The organism is Bradyrhizobium nitroreducens, from assembly GCF_002776695.1.
In the GTDB taxonomy this organism is placed as follows: Bacteria; Pseudomonadota; Alphaproteobacteria; order Rhizobiales; family Xanthobacteraceae; genus Bradyrhizobium; species Bradyrhizobium nitroreducens.
In genome coordinates this window covers 6,622,012-6,640,395 of record NZ_LFJC01000003.1, presented here as the reverse complement: position 1 = coordinate 6,640,395, position 18,384 = coordinate 6,622,012, and the positions used below count along the sequence as shown (strand labels likewise).

The window sequence follows — 18,384 nt, the reverse complement described above, 5'->3', positions numbered from 1 at the left end:
CTCATCCAGCGCCGCAAGGCCCTGGCCCCGAACCATCTAGGATGCCTTTAAGGCAATTTGAGGCAATAGGGCGGCAGCTTTATTTCGCGCAACATGGTCAACAGAGATTGCATCATCGGCTGAGGTCATCGGCGCCTGGTTCCCGCCACGGACCCAGTCGTCCAGTGTCGCCTCCACCAGCCGGGCGATCGCGCCGAACCGGATCTTGCCGGCGATGAATGCGGCAACCGCGACCTCGTTGGCGGCGTTGTAGACGGTGGTCGCTCCCTTCCCGGTCCGGAGCGAATCGAAAGCCAGGCGCAGCCCGGGGAAGCGCTCGAAATCGGGCGCCTCGAAGGTGAGCTGACCGATCTTGGCGAGGTCCAGCTTTGCGGCCGGCCCCTTGATCCGGTCGGGCCAGCCGAGGCAATGCGCAATCGGTGTGCGCATGTCGGGGGCGCCGAGCTGGGCCATCACCGAACGGTCGGAGAACTCGACCATGCCGTGGATGATGGACTGCGGATGCACGAGGACGTCGATCTCGTCGGGCGACAGGGCGAACAGATAGGAGGCCTCGATCACCTCGAGACCCTTGTTCATCATCGAGGCGGAATCGATCGTGATCTTCTGGCCCATGCTCCAGTTCGGGTGCTTCAGGGCCTGCTCCAGCGTGGCCTGCTCGATGTCGGCGGGCTTCCAGGTTCGGAACGGGCCGCCCGAGGCCGTGATGATGACGCGGACGAGCTCGTCACGATTGCCCGATGCCAAGGCCTGGAACAGTGCGTTGTGCTCGGAATCGGCCGGCAGGATGCAGGCGCCGGCCTTCGCAGCACGCTGCATGAAGAAATCACCGGCGCAAACCAGGCATTCCTTGTTGGCGAGCGCGACATGCGCGCCGCGATCGACCGCGGCCAGCGCCGGCTTCAACCCGGCAGCGCCGCTCACGGCCGCCATCACCCAATCGGCCGGACGCGCACCGGCCTCGATCACCGCGCTTTCGCCGGCGCCGCATTCGGTGCTCGTTCCCGCCAGTGCGGCCTTGAGCTCGGCAAGCTTGGAGGTATCGGCGACCGCAACGTAACGCGCGGAAAACTCCTTCGCGAGTTTTGCCAGCGCAGCGACGTTGCTGTTCGCGGTCAGGGCTTCGACGCGATAGCGCTCGGGCGAGGCGCGCAGCAGGTCCATGGTGCTGTCGCCGATCGAGCCGGTGGCACCGAGGACCGTGACGCTGCGGACGCTCGACGCCGCAGCCTTGTTATTACGCAATGGGACCGCGCTCATATCCTCACCAAACCATAAGACCGCTTCCGGCGCTATGCACACCATGGCGGAGAAAGCCGATAATCCATGCCGCCAGGATGGCGGCGACAAAACCGTCCAGGCGGTCCATAAGCCCGCCATGGCCGGGAATTAAGTGACTGGAATCCTTGACGCCGAAGCGCCGCTTCACTGCCGATTCGAACAGATCGCCCGCCTGCGAGACGACCGACAGGACCGCGCTGATCAGCAGCAGCGGAACCGCCTTCCCGATCCCGCAAGCCGCAAAACCGGCGGCAACCACAAGGCTCGCCACGAAGCCCCCGAGCGCTCCGGCCCAGGTCTTCTTCGGGCTCACGCGCGGCCAGAGCTTCGGCCCGCCGATGCTGCGGCCGGCGAAATAGCCGCCGATATCCGTCGCCCACACCACGAGCAGCACGAACATCAGCGCGGAGAAGCCGTTGACGAGATCCTTCCGGACCAGGATCGAGGCCAGCAGCGCAGCCGCGGCATAGGCGAATCCAGTCGCCGCCCAAACGAACTTGCCGCGCGCGATCAGCGTCACGATCGCGCCGCCGACGAGGCCGACGACGACGGAGGTCTTGAGCCCGCCGAAGGCGACGGCGGCGCCCATCATGGCGATGACGACCGTCCCTGCCCCGGTCAACGCAGCGGAGCCTGCGCCGATCACCGTCAGCCATTCCGCAAACAGCCCGATCGACACCAGGGTGACGAGCAGCACCCACAGCCAGCCACCGGCGTAAGCGATCGCAATGGCGAGCGGCGCCAGCACCAGCGCTGCGAGGACCCGCATCACCAGATTGCTCGGGGCAGGCTTGGCGCCCGCCGGTGCGGAATCGTGTTCGCTCACGAGGCGGTTTTCGCGACCAGGCCGCCGAAACGGCGCTCGCGCCTGGCGAATTCGGCGATTGCGCCCTCCAGCGCCGCCTTGTCGAAATCCGGCCAGTGGATCGGCACGAACACGAGCTCGCTATAGGCGGCCTGCCACATCAGGAAATTGGACAGGCGCTGCTCGCCGCTGGTGCGGATGATGAGATCGGGATCGGGAATGTCGGGCGCATCGAGATGCGCGCCGAGCGTCTCGGCATCGATCGTCGCGGGATCGCGCGTGCCTTCGGCAACTTCGTGCGCCAGCTTCTGCGCCGCCTTCGCGATCTCCTGCCGCGAGCCGTAGTTGAAGGCGACCACCAGCGTGAGGCGCGTGTTGTCGCGCGTCAGCTCCTCGGCCTCGTTGAGCAGCGCGCAGATATCGCTTTCCAGCCCCTCGCGCTCGCCGATGATGCGGACCTTGACGCCGTCACGGTGCAGGCTGGCCAGATCGTTGCGGATGAAGCGGCGGAGCAGGCCGAAGAGATCGCCGATCTCGCTCGCCGGGCGCGACCAGTTCTCGGAACTGAAGGAGAAGATGGTGAGATAGCGGATGCCAAGCTCGTGCGAGGCCCGCACCACGCGGCGCAGCGCCTCGACGCCGCGGCGATGCCCCTCCGCACGCGGCAGACCGCGCGCGGCCGCCCAACGCCCGTTGCCATCCATGATGATGGCGACATGCGCAGGCGCCTCGGACCGATCGGGTCCTTCCGTGGCAGGCGCGGCGGCGTTGGACATTGAAGGTGGCCTTAAACGGTGAGAATTTCTTTTTCCTTGGCGGCCAGCAACTGGTCGATCTCGGCGATGGTGCCGTCGGTCGCCTTCTGCACCTCGTCGGCGTGTCGCTTCTGGTCGTCCTCCGACATCTCGTGATTCTTCTCGAGCTTCTTGAGGACGTCGAGACCGTCGCGGCGGACGTGGCGCGCCGCGACCTTGGCAGCTTCCGCGTATTTATGCGCGACCTTCACCAGCTCCTTGCGCCGCTCCTCGTTGAGCTCGGGAATGCGCAGGCGCAGCACCTGGCCTTCGGTCGCGGGCGACAGGCCGAGATTGGAATCGACGATCGCCTTCTCGACCGCCTTGACCATCGACTTGTCCCAGACCTGCACCGAGATCAGACGCGGTTCGGGCACGCTGACGGTCGCGAGCTGGTTGAGCGGCATGTGGCTGCCATAGGCATCGACCTGCACCGGATCGAGCATCGAGGCGGAGGCGCGCCCCGTCCGCAGGCCGCCGAGCTCGTGCTTGAGCGAGGCGACGGCGCCCTGCATGCGGCGCTTCACTTCGTTGAGGTCGAAATTACCCGTGGGCATCACGCTTCTCCTTCAAAATCCCGGCGACCGCTCCGCGCCCTTCCCTTCGGGCGCTCCAGATGAGCCATCAGCCGGCGACAATGGTTCCGTGGCCGACGCCGCGCAGAATCGCGCCGATCGACCCCGGCTCCGCGATCGAGAATACGATGATAGGCAGCGACGTCTCGCGGGCAAGCGCGAAGGCGGTCGCATCCATCACCTTGTAGCCACCCTCGATCGCCTGCGAATGGGTCAGCCGGTCAAACCGCGTGGCGGACGGGTCCTTCTTCGGGTCGGCCGAGTAGACGCCGTCGACATTGGTCGCCTTCAGCACCGCCTGGGCGCCGATCTCGGCGGCGCGCAGCACCGCGGTCGTATCGGTGGTGAAGAACGGATTGCCGGTCCCGCCGCCGAGCAGCACGATGCGGCCCTCGGCGAGATATTTGTGCGCCGCAGTGCGGGTGAACAGCTCGGAAATCTCCGGCATGACGAAGGCCGACAGCGTTCGCGCCGGCGTGCCCTTACGCTCGATCGCCGCTTCCAGCGCGAGACAGTTCATCATGGTGGCGAGCATGCCCATGGTGTCGCCGGTCGGCCGCGACACGCCGCGGGCGGAGACCTCGACGCCGCGCACGATATTGCCGCCGCCGATCACGACCGCAACCTCGGTGCCGAGCTTGCGGGCCGCGATCACATCGTCCGCAACCCGGTCGACGGTCGTCTGATCGATGCCAAAGCCTTGCTGCCCCGCGAGATATTCGCCGGACAGCTTGATCACGACGCGACGGTAGACCGGATCAGTCATGAGCACTTTCCTTGTCCGGGCGCCGCTTCCGGCGGCGCGCCGGAAGGATCGTTCCGGCGCTTACTTCTTGCCGCTGGCTGCGGCGACTTCGGCGGCGAAGTCGCTTTCCTGCTTCTCGATTCCCTCACCGAGAGCATAGCGCACAAAACCGGCGATCTTCACAGCGCCGCCGACCCTGCCCTCGGCCTCCTTCACCGCCTGCGCCACCGACTTGCCGGTGTCGTGGATGAAGGCCTGCTCGAGCAGGCAGACTTCCTTGTAGTAGGTCTTCAGACCGGACTCGACGATCTTCTCGATCACGTTCTCCGGCTTGCCCTGCTGGCGATACTTGTCCGCGAGCACGTCCTTCTCGCGCTTGACGACCGCCGGATCGAGACCGGACGGATCGAGCGCCAGCGGATTGGCGGCGGCAATGTGCATCGCGATCTGGCGGCCCAGGCCAGCGAGCTCGTCGGCCTTGCCGGGCGATTCCAGCGCCACGATCACGCCCATCTTGCCGGCACCGTCGACGACCGCACCATGGACGTAGCTCGACACCACGCCCTGGCTCACTTCGAGCGAAGCGGCGCGGCGCAGCGTCATGTTCTCGCCGATGGTGGCGATCGCGTCGTTGATCGCGGCTTCCACCGTGACGTCACCGACCTTGGCGGCCTTGATCTTCTCGACATCGGAGCCGGTGTCGAACGCCACCTGGGCGATCATCTTGACCAGACCCTGGAACTGGCCGTTGCGCGCGACGAAGTCGGTCTCGGAATTGACCTCGACCACGACACCCTTGTTACCCTTGGTGAGCGCGCCGATCAGGCCTTCCGCCGCAACGCGGCCGGACTTCTTGGCGGCCTTGGACAGACCCTTCTTGCGCAGCCAATCCTGCGCCGCTTCCATGTTGCCGTCGTTTTCGGTCAGCGCGGCCTTGCAGTCCATCATGCCCGCGCCGGTCGACTCGCGCAGGTCCTTGACCATCGCAGCTGTGATCGTTGCCATCGTTGAAAATCCTTTGTGCCTGCCGGTTTGCCGCGGCGTGGCATCCAATTGCCCCGCCGCGGTCCATCTCAGGAATTCGCGTCAACTGAAATGGTGGCCGGATCCTATCCGGCCAACCCATCGCTCTTTTTGACTATTCCGCTTCCGCGGTCAGCGCCTTGGCCTTGGCTACCCAGGCATCCGCGCGGCTCGGCAGACCGACTTCTTCGCCGATCGTGTGCGCGGTGTCGTGGTCGAGCTCGGCGAGCTGCCAATAGTGGAAGATGCCGAGGTCGTTGAACTTCTTCTCGATCGCACCCGAGACGCCCGGGAGCTTCTTGAGATCGTCGGCGGTGCCGCGGGGACCCGCAAGGCCCTGGAAGCCGCTCGAGGACGCCGCCGGCAGCTCTTCGGCGAGCGGACGGGTCGAGGCACCGATGTCGATGCCCGAATCGCCCTGGGCGCGCGAGATGCCGTCGATCGCGGCACGCGCAATCAGGTCGCAATAGAGCGCGATCGCACGGCCGGCGTCGTCATTGCCCGGCACCACATAGGTGATGCCCTTCGGGTCGGAATTGGTGTCGACGATCGCGGCGACCGGGATGTTGAGGCGCTGGGCCTCCTGGATCGCGATGTCTTCCTTGTTGGTGTCGATCACGAAGATCAGGTCGGGCAGACCGCCCATGTCCTTGATGCCGCCGAGCGAGCGGTCGAGCTTGTCGCGCTCGCGCTGAAGCGTCAGCCGCTCCTTCTTCGTGTAGGAATTGGCTTCGCCGCCGGCCAGCACGTCATCGAGGTGACGCAGGCGCTTGATCGAGGCCGAGATCGTCTTCCAGTTGGTCAGCGTGCCGCCGAGCCAGCGCGAATTGACGAAATACTGCGCGCAGCGCTTGGCCGCGTCGGCAACGCCGTCCTGCGCCTGGCGCTTGGTGCCGACGAACAGGATGCGGCCGCCCTTGGCGACGGTGTCGCTGACGGCCTGGAGGGCCGTGTGCAGCATCGGCACGGTCTGCGCCAGATCGACGATGTGGATGTTGTTGCGCGCGCCGAAAATGAACGGCGCCATTTTCGGATTCCAGCGGTGAGACTGGTGGCCGAAGTGCACGCCAGCTTCAAGCAGCTGACGCATAGTGAAATCGGGCAGTGCCATAGTTCTAATTCTCCGGTTGGTTCCTCCGGAAGCGTGTGAGCAAAACGGAGCGTCGTCGCCCCGGTTGCCACCGGACGGCCTTGCGAGCCATGCTTCCGTGTGAGATGGCGCGCTGTATAGCGCGATTTCGGCCAGAAGCAAGGAAATAAGGGCCTTTCCGGGGCGGTTTTCGCCCGCTCAAGGCCCCTGCTCCCAAAAGCCCCGCAAACCCCGCGCCGACGGGTCCCCGGCTAGCATTTGGGCTGGTTGGGCGGGCACTTCTTTGCCGCGGCCGGCGGCGGCGCCGGGGGCCGCGGCGGAGGTGGTGCCGGGCGCGGCGGGGGCGCAACGGCCATCCGCGGCGGCGGTGGCGGGGGTGCCGGTCGGGCGACAGGTGGCGGCGGCGCCGGACGCGCCACTGGCGGAGGAGGCGCCGGCCGCGCAACCGCCACGGGCGGAGCCACCCGTGCCGGCGGAGGCGATGCGACGCGCGGCGGAGGCGGTGGCGCCGGCCGCGCGACGGCCGCAGGCGGCGGCGGTGTCGGTCTCGCCACGGCTTGGGGACGCGCAGGCGGCGCGGACGGACGGGACGCCTGCGCCGGCGCAACCGAGGGCAGATTCTGCGGCCTGACCGGCTCGCGCGCGGCCGAGGACGGCGGTGGGACCGGACGTCCCGCGACGCCGGGGGCTGCGCCGGGTGGTGTTTGGGCAACCGGCGGCTTCGGCGCCTGGCCGGGCGCGGCGGCAGGGTTTGTCGCAGTGGGCGCAGCGGTTGCCGGCGCAGCCGCCGTCGGCGCATTGGGGTGTGCCGGCGGGGGGGCGCCGGGCGTCGCGGTGACAGGTGCCCCCGGGTGGGTCGGCGCGGTCGGCGGAGCGGTCGCCGTCGGAGCGACCGCTCCAGGTGCGGGCTTGCCGCCCGGCAGGGTCCCTGCCCCCGCCGGTGGCGCTGGCGGTCCACCATGGGCACCAGGAACCGGCAGCGTATTGGCCTGCGGCAGCTTGGTCTGTGGCGCTGGTGCGATCGGCGGCGCTGCGGTCGGCGCGACAGCTGCCGGCGTTGCCGGCGGGGTACCGGGCTTCGCCATCGGCTGGATCGTCCCCGGGAGCGTGCCGGGCTTCGCCGTCGGTTGGATTGTCGCGCTCGGCGGCATCGGCGCTTTGCCCTGCTGAATCAGGGCGGCGCGCTGGATCGCGGCCTGCGGCATCGCCGGGCCTGCCGGATTGGCGCGCCCGGCAATCGCCGGCGCCAGATTGCCCGGTCCGGCCCCTGCCCCCGCAGCCGGTGCTGGGGCCGGCGGACGGTTGATCACGGTATTGATGACCGTCGTATTGTGGATGTTCTGGTAGATGATGTTGTTCGGCGGCGGCGCGACATAGATCGGTGGCCTGACGAACACCGGAATCGGCACGAACACCGGCTGCGGCAGCACAAACAGGCCAACCACGGGCATCGGCGGCGTCAGAACGACGAAATCCGGCGGCGGCGGCGGCAAATAATAGACCGGCGGCGGCGGTGGCGGTGCGAAGCCGAAATCGGGATCGCTGAAATACAGCAACGGACGATCGACATAGACCACCTCCTCCGGCGGCGGTGGCGGCACGTCGTAGTCGATCATCGCGAAGCTCGGCGGCGGCTCGGCCGGCGCGGTGAGGATGGCAAGCCGCCGGCGCGCATCTGCCGCATGCGGCCCGCGCGGATAGCGGCGCAGATACGACCAATAGGCCTCCGGCGTGTCGGTCCGGTAGGTCCGCCGCCAGGTGATGGCTTCGCGGCGCGCCGCCACGATCGCCATCACGCGCTTCGCCAGGGGATCGCCGGGATAGGCGGCGAGAAACTCCTCATAGGCCGGCAGCGTGTCGCGCTCGAGCGCGGCGGCGTAGGCATCCTGCACGCCGAGATCGCGGATCGGCTTGTTGCGGATCGCGGCGACCTGGTCGGGCGTCGTCTCCGGCGGCGGCGCGTCGGGTCCGCGCTCGAAGAACGAGAACGGCGCCGAGATCTTCTGCTCGTTCCAGGGCACCTGCGCGCCCTTGCTGGCCTCGTTGACGCGCAGGCGGACGCGGTCGAACACCTCAGGCAACGGCAGGCCGCCGGTGCGGATCATCTCCGCCAGCGACTGCGCATAGATGCCGTACGGCCCCGGCTCCTCCGGCGCGACGGTACCGGGCGCAGCGTTGAAGGCGATCAGCATGTTCGGCTCGGGCTCGACCAGCGCCAGACCGCCCGCGATCTGCTGGCCGCCCTCGACGAAGGGCTGCGCGCGGGCCGCGTCGAGCACGACGATGTTGGCCTTGAGCGGGATGGAAGCGAGCTGGCGCGCATAATCGCCGATGCGCAGGGCCTCGGTCGGAATGTCGGTGTCGCGGGTGATGTTGGAATCGACCGGGATGAAATAGTTCTCGCCGGCCAGCTGCACGCCGTAACCGGCAAGATAGACCATCGCGACGGTGCCCGGCCCCGAGGCCTGGGCCTTCTGGATGAAGTCGCGAAAACTCTTGCGCAGCGTGTCGCCGTCGAGATCGCGCGCCCCGACGACGTCGAAACCGGCCGCCTGGAGCGTCTGCGCGATCAGACCGGCATCGTTCGCGGTCGTCGCCAGCGGCGACTTGGCATAGGCGCCGTTGCCGACCACGAGGGCGATGCGCTTCTCCTGCTGCTGGGCGCGCGCCCCGCCCGGCGCGCCGGCGGCAAGGGCCACGATCGGCAGGAGAAGGTAAATGAAGAGTCTGAACGTCCCACGCATGGCTTGCTTGCCCGCTATGTAGTTGAGGAGCCACCACGCATGAGGCGCGCAGCCAGCTGAACGGCGATTGAACGAAAGGCTCGGATTGAGGCGGTGGCGTGGCCACGCCGCTGCCGGCGTCAGCTCCAAGTCAGCTCCAAGTCAGCTCCAAGTCAGCTCCAAGTCAGCTCCAAGTCAGCTCCAAGTCAGCTCGGCCTGGAAACCGCGCAAGGCTCCTTCGAGTCCCTGCCCAGCGCGATTGCGCGGATCGCACAGACCGGATGGATGGCGGCCGGCCTCTTGCCGAGGCCGACCGCCTGGCTCTGGTGTTCCCGAAGCCGGGCTCAGCCCTGCGCAAGCAACTCGACGGTCCCGGTGCTCAGCCGATAGATGCCGCCGACCACCTTGAGCTTGCCCTGCTCGACCGCCGCGTTGAGGATCGGCGCGGCCGATTTCAGCTTGGCGACGTTGTCGATGACGTTCTGGCGAATGGCGTTGTCGAGCGCGTTGCCGCCCTGCCCGGCCGCCGTCTTCACCGAAGGCGCAATCGCGGCGACCAGCGAAGGGATGTGTCCCGGCAGCGGCTTGTCGTCCTTCAGCGACTTGATCGTGGCATCGACCGCGCCGCAATTGTCGTGGCCGAGCACCAGGATCAGGGGCGTGCCGAGCACCGCGACGGTGTACTCCATGCTCGCAACGGTCTCTTCGCCGGCAAAATTTCCGGCGACGCGGCACACGAACAGATCGCCGCGTCCGCTGTCGAAGGCATATTCGGGTGCGATGCGGGAATCGGCGCAGCTTAAAACAGCCGCGTACGGATTCTGGCCGCCGACCAATGCCTCGCGCTCGTGCGTGAAGTCGTGACGGCGCGACACGCCCGACACGTAGCGTGAATTGCCCTCCATCAGCCGCTTGAGCGCCGCATCGGGCGACAGCACGTTCTGGGGTTTCGGCGGCGCCTTGGCGTCCTTCGCCGAAGCGGCCCCGCCGAACGCCGCCGCCCCGAGCGCGGAGGCGGCAAGAAGCATCATCGAGCGGCGGGAGGGTGCAAGCGATTGATGCGGATTTTCAGAGCATTTGTCACACATGGTTGTTCTTCCTTGGTTTTCGCGCCGGACGACTACTGATAGCTGTGCCGGGCAGACTTCGAAACCATGCGTGAGCTGATTAGTTAAGCTTTGGTTTGCAGCCGCGCTGCACCGGCGTCAGAGCTGCTGCACGTCCACCACGCCCGCGACCGCCTTGATCGCGCCGGCGATCTGCGGCGAGACCTTGAAGCGGCCGGGCAGCTTCATCTCGACCTCGGTCTCGAGGTCGAGCATCATCACCAGCGAGACCTCGCCGTCGCCGCTCCCGCGCGGCGCGATACCGGGACTGCCGACCCTTGGCGCGGCGCCGTTCGCGACGGCCACGTCGGGACCGGCCAGACGCTTGGCGATCGAGTCCAGCGGCTTGGTGTCGCGCACGAAGATGCGCAGCCCCTTCTGCGTCTTGGCGGCGGCATCGTCGAGCGGCTCGGCATGCAGCACGCGGGCGCGGACGTCCTCGCCCTGCAGCTCGGCCCCCAATTGCAGCAGCACGGCAGCGCCCGGCTCCAGCACGTCGCGATATTGCGCGAGGCCTTCGGAGAACAGCACCGCCTCGAAATGGCCCGTGGGATCGGAGAGCCCCATGATGCCCATCTTGTTGCCGGTCTTGGTGCGCCGCTCCATGCGCGAGACCACGGTGGCCGCGACCTTGCCGGCGGTGGCGCCGGTCTTCACCGCACGCGAGAACTCCGCCCAGCTCTGCACCCGCAGCCGCTTCAGCACGGTGGCATAGTCGTCGAGCGGATGGCCCGACAGGAAGAAGCCGACGGCGTCGTATTCGCGGCGGAGCTTTTCGGCGGGCAGCCACGGCTCGATCTGCGGCAGCATGATGGTCGGCGCGTCCGCCGACATGCCGAACATGTCGTTCTGGCCGATGGTCTCGGCCTGATGCGCGCGCTGGCAGGCGGCGAGGATCGAATCCGCGCCGGCGAAGACGCGGGCGCGGTTCGGCTCCAGCGTGTCGAAGGCGCCCGCGGCGGCGAGACTTTCGATGATGCGCTTGTTGATCGCGCGCGGATTGACGCGCGCGGCGAAGTCGGCGAGCGAGGTGAACAGCCCGCGCTTGGTGCGCTCCTCGATGATCTGCTCGATCGCCTGGATGCCGACGCCCTTGAGCGCCGCGAGCGCATAGTAGATGACCTTGTCGCCGACCTCGAAGGTCGCGCCGGAACGGTTGATGTTCGGCGGCTCGACCTTGATGCCGAGGCGCTGCGCCTCGGAGCGGAATTCGGAGAGCTTGTCGGTGTTGTTCAGATCGAGCGTCATGGACGCCGCGATGAACTCCACCGGATAATGCGCCTTCATGTAGGCGGTGTGGTAGGACACCAGCGCATAGGCCGCCGCGTGGCTCTTGTTGAAGCCGTAGTCGGCGAACTTCGCCAGCAGCTCGAAGATGGTCTCGGCCTGTCCCTTCGGCACGCCGTTCTTCACCGCGCCCGCGACGAAGATGTCGCGCTGCTTGTCCATCTCGGCGCGGATCTTCTTGCCCATGGCGCGACGCAGAAGGTCGGCGTCGCCGAGCGAATAGCCCGACATCACCTGGGCGATCTGCATCACCTGTTCCTGATAGATGATGACGCCGAAGGTCTCCTTCAGGATCGGCTCCAGCACGGGATGCAGATATTCCGGCTCCTCGTCGCCGTGCTTGCGCGCGCAATAGGTCGGGATGTTCGCCATCGGGCCCGGGCGATACAGCGCCACCAGCGCGATGATGTCCTCGAAACGGTCGGGGCGCATGTCGACCAGCGCGCGCCGCATGCCCTGGCTTTCAACCTGGAACACGCCGACCACCTCGCCGCGCGCCAGCATCTGGTAGCTCTCGGCATCGTCGATCGGCAGCGTGGCGAGATCGACGTGGATGTTGCGCGGCTTGAGCAGCTTGCAGGCGACGTCGAGCACGGTCAGCGTCTTCAGGCCGAGGAAGTCGAACTTCACGAGGCCGGCCGGCTCGACCCATTTCATGTTGAACTGGGTCACCGGCATGTCCGACTTCGGATCGCGGTAGAGCGGCACGAGCTCGCTCAGCGGACGATCGCCGATCACGATGCCGGCCGCATGGGTCGAGGCGTGGCGGGTCAGGCCTTCGAGACGCTGGGCGATGTCGAAGGCGCGCGCCACGATCGGATCTTCGTCGCGGAATGCCTGCAGCTTCGGCTCGCTCTCGATCGCGGCGGCGAGCGTGACCGGCGCGGCCGGATTCTGCGGCACCAGCTTGGTCAGCTTGTCGACCTGGCCGTAGGGCATCTGCAGCACGCGGCCGACGTCGCGCAGCACGCCGCGCGCCTGCAGCGTACCGAAGGTGATGATCTGCGCGACCTGGTCGCGGCCGTAGCGCTCCTGGACGTACCTGATCACCTCGCCGCGGCGGTCCTGGCAGAAGTCGATGTCGAAGTCCGGCATCGAGACGCGTTCCGGATTGAGGAAGCGCTCGAACAGCAGGCCGAACTTGATCGGATCGAGGTCGGTGATGGTCAGCGCCCAGGCGACCAGCGAGCCTGCGCCGGAGCCGCGGCCCGGCCCGACCGGAATGCCCTGGCTCTTCGCCCATTTGATGAAGTCGGACACGATCAGGAAGTAGCCCGCGTATTTCATGCGCATGATGACGTCGAGCTCGAACGCCAGGCGCTTGTTGTAGTCTTCCTCCGTGGTGCCCTGCGACAGGCCGTGGACGCTGAGGCGGTTGGCAAGCCCCGCCTCCGCCTGGCGCTTCAATTCCGCCGACTCGACCGCCGCGGCGTCCGAACTCTGCGCGGCGCCAACGGTGAAGAACGGCAGGATCGGCTTGCGCGTCATCGGCCGGAACGAGCAGCGCTCGGCGATCTCCACCGTGGAGGCCAACGCCTCCGGAATGTCGGCGAACAGCACCGCCATCTCGGCGCGGGTCTTGAAGCGATGATCGGGCGTGAGCTGTTCGCGCTCGGTCTCCGCGATCAGCCGCCCGCCGGCGATGCAGAGCAGCGCGTCATGCGCCTCGTAGTCGTCGGTCGCGGCGAAATACGGCTCGTTGGTCGCGACCAGCGGCAAGCCCTTGGCATAGGCGATGTCGATCAGGCCGCTTTCGACGCGCCGCTCCTTCTCGGTGTTGTGGCGCTGCAATTCGACGTAGAGGCGGTCGCCGAACAGGCCGGCTAGGCGCTCGCAACGCAGCGCGGCGAGCTCGGCATGACCGCTGGCCAGCGCCAGCGAGATCGGCCCGTCCGGCCCGCCCGTCAGCGCGATCAGGCCTTCGGTCTCGCCGTCGAACCAGTCGAACTTGATGAACGGCGCGTGGCTATCAGGCGATTCCAGGAACGCGCGCGAGTTCAGCCGCATCAGGCTGCGATAGCCGCGCTCCTGCGCCGCCAGCAGCACCACGCGCGAGGGCCCCATCGCGTTGCGCGCGTTCGGATCCTGGTCGCCGAAATCGATCGCGAGCTCGCAGCCGACGATCGGCTGGATGCCGGAGCCCGCCATCTTGTCCGAGAATTCCAGCGCACCGAACAGATTGTCGGTGTCGGTCAGCGCCAGGGCCGGCTGGTGATCCTTCTTGGCAAGCTCGGCGAGCTTGCCGATCTTGATCGAGCCCTTGAGCAGCGAATAGGCCGAGTGAACGTGAAGGTGAACAAATCCGGCGCTCGGCATGGTCGCGTGACGGCCTCTTGCAGATGGGATGGAGCGGTCGCCGGCTCCTCGAGGCATCATGCACTCGCCATCTGCCCTCGTTTGCCGACTCGCCTCGCAATGGTGGGGTGTCGCAGCCTGAGAGTCCACGCCAGACCGGCCGATCCGCCGCGTCGTCCCGCTTTTCCCCAGGCCGGGCCTGTACCGGCTGGCAGGAATCAGAGCTGCGGTATGACCTGAGCCCAGATCGCGATCATCCCGACGAACAGCGTGATCGACGCCAGCGCGGCGGCCTCTTCCACGAAAACCCTGAACATGGCTTGCTCCCTTGTTGGAACGTATGAAGAACATTGTTCTCATTTCGTTCTCAGGAGTCAAGGGCAGCCTGGCGCCTCCAAGGACAATGGTTAACTCGCTGAAATCACCCAATAAAAAAGCCCCGGCCAAGGCCGGGGCTTTTCCAGGACGCTCGAAAGGCGAGCGATCCGTCTCAGTAGCGGCCGAGGATCGGGCCGCCGAACTTGTAGTTCAGGCGGACGAGACCCATGTCGACGTCCTGCTTGATGCGGTCCGTACCCGCGAGGCCCGCGAAGGTGACGTCCTTGTCCGACAGGAAGATGTGGTTGTACTCGACGCCAACCGACCAGTTCGGCGCAAAGCCATATTCGAGGCCGGCACCGACCGTGCCGCCCCAACGGGTCTGGTCGTTCGAGGACAGCAGCGCGCCCGAGGCCGTGCTGAACACGTCGTACTTGACGCCGACCACAGCCGCACCGCCCTTGACGTAGAGCAGGACGTTGTTCCAGGCGTAGCCGACCTGACCGGTGATCAGACCGAACGAGTCGATCTTCGAACGGTTGCGGGTGGCAAACAGTGCGCTGACGTTGTCGCCCGAGAAGTCGGCCCAGTTGCCCTGACCTTCCACGCCGAACACCCACTGGCCGGACTGCCAGCGATAGCCGATCTGGCCACCGACCGTGCCGCCGGTCGCATCGTGCGAACCCTCGCGGCCGCCGCCGACGAGATCCCAGGTCGAGTGCGACGAACCGCCGCCGCCGTTGATACCGATGTAGAAGCCGCTCCAGTCATAGATCGCGGCAACCATCGCGGGCGCCTTGGTGTAGGGCCGTGCTGCGAGGTCGGCAGCCAGCGCCGGCGCAGTCGCGCTGAGCGCGACGAGGCTCACAGCAGCAAGCAACAAATTCTTCTTCATTTGAGTCCCGTTCCAGTTTCGTCGTTAGGCCCCCTGGCCGTGCAGTGGTCATAACAGCGATCGACGGAATTGCTGTAACCACGACGCAACAGTTCGCTCGAAAGGCCCGCGCTTCATTAATGAAGATTTATCAGAGCGTGCTAGAAGCCCTTTGAAACAAGTGTTTTCTGTAGTTCCAATGTCGGCGACACGAGATAAATTGCATGCGCGCGTAACAACGTCGCGCGCACATTCGCGTGATGGAGAATTGAAAAATGCGCGGCCGCGTCACTCACCCCATTGTCGCCACACTTTCGCTCGCATTCATCACATTTGCACTCTCGTCAATTGCAAGCACGCCAGCGCGCGCATTCGGCAAGAATCATCCCTTCTGCCTCACTGGCGATGAATGGCCGGGGCTGAGCAATTGCAGGTTCGACACCTACGCGCAGTGCCAGGCGAGCGCGTCGGGGCGCGCACTCACCTGCATCGCCAATCCCTATTTCGTCGGGCAGAGCGACGATCCCTACGCATATCAAAATCGTCCGCGCACACTGGCGCCGGGCTACTACCTGCCGCGCTGAGATGCGCAGCGCCCGCCGCGCACTCGTCGTGGCCGGCCTGCTCCTCGCGGGCGGCTCTGCACGCGCGCAGACCTATGACCCGAGCTATCCCGTGTGCATGCAGATCTACGGCCCCGTCGGCTATTTCGACTGCCGTTACGGCTCGCTCGAGCAGTGCCGATATCTCGCCGTCGGACGTTCGGCGAGTTGCATGGTGAACCCGTATTTTCCACCGAAGAAACCCGCTCGCCGTTCGAGGCCGGCGGGCCGGGGGCTCGTACATGCGGGACGCTGATATGCAGTCGGCTCTTCGCCGGTGCCGGGGTGTTGACGCGGACTGATCCCGGTTTAAGTACGACGGACAAAGCTTGCAGGGGTGGCGACGTTCGCTGGGCTGGTTCCCGTTGACGCCACCAATGCAGGACTCATGACGACTTCGCCCCAAGCGACCTCGCGCCGCGCAAGATCGACTTCAGCCTCCGCGCCCCCTCACCTCGCCATCGTCCTGTTCTCGCTCGCGATGGGCGGCTTTGCGATCGGAACCACCGAATTCGCATCGATGAGCCTGTTGCCGTTCTTCGCCGCCGATCTCGGCATCGACGAGCCGACCGCGGGCCACGCGATCAGCGCCTACGCGCTCGGCGTCGTGCTGGGCGCGCCGCTGATCGCCGTGCTCGGCGCGCGGTTCGCGCGGCGCACGCAGCTCCTGGCATTGATGGCCGTGTTCGCGCTCGGTAATGCGCTGACCGCGCTCGCGCCCGGCTATGGCGCGATGATCGCGGCCCGCTTTCTCTCAGGACTGCCGCACGGCGCCTATTTCGGCATCGCTGCTCTGGTTGCAGCCTCCCTGGTTCCCCAGCATCGTCGCTCGCAGGCGGTCGGCCAGGTGATGCTCGGCTTGACCTCCGCCACCATCATCGGCGTGCCGCTCGCCAATCTGATCGGACAGGCGGTTGGCTGGCGCGCGAGCTTCGGTCTCGTCTCGATGCTGGCATTGCTCACGATCGTGCTCTGCGCGCTGTTCGCGCCACGTGACCAGGCCGGCAGGTCCGATCCGCTGCGCGAGCTCGGCGCCCTCAGGAGCGGCCGCGTCTGGATCACGCTGGCGATCGGCGCCATCGGCTTCGGCGGCATGTTCGCGGTCTACACCTATCTTGCGACGACCTTGATCGAGGTTACCAAGGTCAGCACCGCGGTCATCCCGTTCTTCCTGGCCGTGTTCGGCATCGGTGCGACGCTTGGCAATCTGTTGGTTCCGCGCTTTGCCGACCGCGCCTTGATGCCGACGGCAGGCATCATCCTGCTGTTTGCCGCGGTCGCGCTGCTGCTATTCCCCGTTGCCGCCGGCAATCCCTGGCTGCTTGCGGCCGACATCTTCGCCATCGGCGCCAGCGTCTCGCTCGGCGCCATCCTGCAGACGCGGCTGATGGACGTTGCGGGAGAGGCACAGGCGCTCGCGGCCGCGCTGAATCATTCGGCCTTCAATACCGCCAATGCGCTCGGCCCGTTCCTCGGGGGCCTCGCGATCCGCGAGGGGCTGGGCTGGACCTCCACCGGTCCCGTCGGCGCCGCGCTGGCGCTTCTCGGATTCCTGATCTGGATCGTCGCCTGGCGCGACAGCCGGTCCGCCTCGATCGCGCCCGCTTGGCGCAGCGATACCGCATCGCTGGCGAACGCGCCGCCGCTGGCGCCGGACAATAGCCGCTCAGATCCTGCCAGAAATCCGGTGGGCTAGAGCCTGAAGCAGACGCGTCCGCTCAGCTTTGCCAAGGCGTGTTGCGGATGCGCGTGCACGCGTTCGGCTTGCGGAAGCTGGGATCGTGATCCTCGATGTAGTCGAAATTGACCGTCCCGAATGTGGTCTGCGGCTTCTTCAGGGCTGAACACGTCTGAACCTTGAGGAAGTCGTTCTTGAAGTCTCCGCGCGGAAACGCTGATATCACCTGGTCACGCTGCTCCGGCGTGTAATCGTCGTATCCAATGCCGACGACGTCCACCAGAACGCCTGCGTTGGTGAGAGCGATCTCCGGCCTCATATATTGCGGAATGCCCGGCGTGGTGTGCAGCGCGATGGCTTCCCAGACCAGATCGGCCTGCGGCTCGGCGATGCCGCGCGCCCGGAGAAACTCACGCGCAGCGTCTGCTCCGTCGACCTCAAATCGCTTTGTCTGCGTGTGGTAGTGATCGACAAGGCCGAGATCGTGAAACAGCGCTGCGACATAGAGCAATTCCGAATCGAACTTCAGCTTCTGACGCAGCCCCTTCATCGCGCCGAACACGTAGACGCGAACCGAATGGTTGAACAGCATGTCGTCTTCGTAGCTGCGCACCAGCTCGGCGGCCTCGCGCGCCAACTGACTGTCCGGGATCCGGACGCCGGAAATCACTCTCATCATCTTCAAGCTCCTGGTCTGCGTTCGGTTGATGCCGCGTGAGCCATCAGGCGGCCTTCTCGAGCGCCGCGTGAGGCGTATTTCGGAAGCTGATCGACATGCGATTGTACGCATTCATCAGACTGATTGCGATCGTGAGATCGACGAGTTCGCGCTCGCTGAAGACTTTGCGGGCGGCTTGATAGGCTTCATCCGGAACGTTGGTCTCGGCAACACGGGTGACCGTCTCGGCCCATGCAAGGGCTGCGCGCTCGCGTTCGTCGAAGAGATTGCCGGCCTCGGCCCATGCCTGCAGCAGCGCGAGCTTTTCGACCTTCACGCCGCTCTTCAACAGATCGCGCGTATGCATGTCGAGGCAATAGGCACAGTTGTTGATCTGCGAAATGCGCAGGTAAACGAGCGCGACCAGCGTTCCGGGCAAGCCACTCTGCGTGACATAGCCGTAGACTCCGCCGAGCGCCTTCGCGCCGGCCGGTGCGATGTGGCTGTAGTTGAGACGTTCACTCATCTGA

Annotated in this window: 16 protein-coding genes; 3 read left to right on the top strand and 13 right to left on the bottom strand. The window is 66.4% G+C overall.

Features of this window, described 5'->3' with window-relative positions:
- Positions 1-36 precede the first annotated feature (36 nt).
- The 11 genes from dxr to TSA1_RS31490 form a co-directional block, all read right to left on the bottom strand.
- On the bottom strand, positions 37-1,260 hold the full coding sequence (gene dxr, locus TSA1_RS31540) for a 1-deoxy-D-xylulose-5-phosphate reductoisomerase (protein WP_100179732.1): 1,224 nt from the start codon (positions 1,258-1,260) through the stop codon (positions 37-39).
- Between the two features lie 4 nt (positions 1,261-1,264).
- Complete coding sequence (locus tag TSA1_RS31535) at positions 1,265-2,107, bottom strand: phosphatidate cytidylyltransferase (RefSeq protein WP_100179731.1); 843 nt, start codon at positions 2,105-2,107, stop codon at positions 1,265-1,267.
- The gene (locus tag TSA1_RS31530) at positions 2,104-2,862 is read right to left on the bottom strand and encodes an isoprenyl transferase (protein ID WP_100179730.1); all 759 of its coding nucleotides are present in this window, start codon (positions 2,860-2,862) and stop codon (positions 2,104-2,106) included. Before TSA1_RS31530 ends, TSA1_RS31535 begins: the two co-directional genes overlap by 4 nt.
- A gap of 11 nt (positions 2,863-2,873) precedes the next feature.
- The gene (frr, locus tag TSA1_RS31525) at positions 2,874-3,437 is read right to left on the bottom strand and encodes a ribosome recycling factor (protein WP_100179729.1); all 564 of its coding nucleotides are present in this window, start codon (positions 3,435-3,437) and stop codon (positions 2,874-2,876) included.
- A 67-nt stretch (positions 3,438-3,504) separates the two neighbouring features.
- The gene (gene pyrH / locus TSA1_RS31520) at positions 3,505-4,221 is read right to left on the bottom strand and encodes a UMP kinase (RefSeq protein ID WP_097662471.1); all 717 of its coding nucleotides are present in this window, start codon (positions 4,219-4,221) and stop codon (positions 3,505-3,507) included.
- Positions 4,222-4,281: 60 nt separating this feature from the next.
- Positions 4,282-5,205 carry a translation elongation factor Ts gene (tsf, locus tag TSA1_RS31515; protein WP_100179728.1) on the bottom strand — a complete coding sequence of 308 codons (924 nt, stop codon included), beginning with the start codon at positions 5,203-5,205 and terminating at the stop codon, positions 4,282-4,284.
- A gap of 133 nt (positions 5,206-5,338) precedes the next feature.
- On the bottom strand, positions 5,339-6,334 hold the full coding sequence (locus TSA1_RS31510; protein WP_097662473.1) for a 30S ribosomal protein S2: 996 nt from the start codon (positions 6,332-6,334) through the stop codon (positions 5,339-5,341).
- Positions 6,335-6,564: 230 nt separating this feature from the next.
- A complete protein-coding gene (locus TSA1_RS31505) occupies positions 6,565-9,057 on the bottom strand; it encodes a caspase family protein (protein ID WP_174719154.1) in 2,493 nt (830 codons plus the stop codon).
- Positions 9,058-9,380: 323 nt separating this feature from the next.
- The gene (locus tag TSA1_RS31500) at positions 9,381-10,124 is read right to left on the bottom strand and encodes a carbonic anhydrase (RefSeq protein ID WP_100179726.1); all 744 of its coding nucleotides are present in this window, start codon (positions 10,122-10,124) and stop codon (positions 9,381-9,383) included.
- Positions 10,125-10,241: 117 nt separating this feature from the next.
- Positions 10,242-13,745: a DNA polymerase III subunit alpha gene (gene dnaE, locus TSA1_RS31495; protein WP_100179725.1), complete on the bottom strand. Its 3,504-nt coding sequence runs from the start codon at positions 13,743-13,745 to the stop codon at positions 10,242-10,244.
- A 469-nt stretch (positions 13,746-14,214) separates the two neighbouring features.
- Entirely contained in the window at positions 14,215-14,937 is a 723-nt protein-coding gene (locus tag TSA1_RS31490) for an outer membrane protein (protein WP_100179724.1), read from the bottom strand.
- A gap of 254 nt (positions 14,938-15,191) precedes the next feature.
- Here TSA1_RS31490 and TSA1_RS31485 point away from each other — a divergent pair, with 254 nt between their 5' ends.
- The 3 genes from TSA1_RS31485 to TSA1_RS31475 all read left to right on the top strand — a co-directional run bounded on the left by TSA1_RS31485 (position 15,192) and on the right by TSA1_RS31475 (position 17,214).
- Positions 15,192-15,500: a DUF3551 domain-containing protein gene (locus TSA1_RS31485; protein WP_100179723.1), complete on the top strand. Its 309-nt coding sequence runs from the start codon at positions 15,192-15,194 to the stop codon at positions 15,498-15,500.
- Position 15,501: 1 nt separating this feature from the next.
- On the top strand, positions 15,502-15,774 hold the full coding sequence (locus TSA1_RS31480) for a DUF3551 domain-containing protein (protein WP_100179722.1): 273 nt from the start codon (positions 15,502-15,504) through the stop codon (positions 15,772-15,774).
- A gap of 132 nt (positions 15,775-15,906) precedes the next feature.
- Positions 15,907-17,214, top strand: coding sequence for an MFS transporter (locus tag TSA1_RS31475; RefSeq protein WP_174719153.1), 1,308 nt, complete (start codon positions 15,907-15,909; stop codon positions 17,212-17,214).
- 22 nt (positions 17,215-17,236) lie between these two features.
- Here TSA1_RS31475 and TSA1_RS31470 read toward each other — a convergent pair whose 3' ends face one another.
- Positions 17,237-17,875, bottom strand: coding sequence for an HD domain-containing protein (locus TSA1_RS31470; RefSeq protein WP_100181441.1), 639 nt, complete (start codon positions 17,873-17,875; stop codon positions 17,237-17,239).
- Between the two features lie 43 nt (positions 17,876-17,918).
- Entirely contained in the window at positions 17,919-18,380 is a 462-nt protein-coding gene (locus tag TSA1_RS31465) for a carboxymuconolactone decarboxylase family protein (protein ID WP_100179720.1), read from the bottom strand.
- Positions 18,381-18,384 lie beyond the last annotated feature (4 nt).